This is a genomic window from Monashia sp. HAY1-2A (assembly GCF_056755315.1).
The window spans coordinates 1-241 of the sequence record NZ_JBNDHY010000440.1; the positions used below are offsets into that span (position 1 = coordinate 1).

At 69.3% G+C, this 241-nt stretch carries 1 protein-coding gene; it reads right to left on the reverse strand.

Annotated features, from left to right (window positions below; genetic code table 11):
• Window positions 1–50 precede the first annotated feature (50 nt).
• On the reverse strand, window positions 51–241 hold a 191-nt coding region (locus tag ACPYOM_RS22635), incomplete at its 5' end, for a hypothetical protein (RefSeq protein ID WP_481347685.1).

A 241-nucleotide genomic window follows, 5' to 3' on the forward strand; every position in this document is an offset into this window, starting at 1 on the left:
TCCGTCGTCGGCAGCGTCAGATGTGTATAAGAGACAGGTGGAAGCTCCGATCATCGCCGGCATCGCCCACGACCGCAGCGCAGGTGCAGGATCTTCGACCCGTTGGCCGCGAGGTCGAGCATCTGTCTCTTATACACATCTCCGAGCCCACGAGACGCGTAGTAATCTGGGGGGGGGGGGTGTTGGTTGGAGGGGGGGGGGGGGGGGGGGGGGGGGGGGGGGGGGGGGGGGGGGGGGGGGG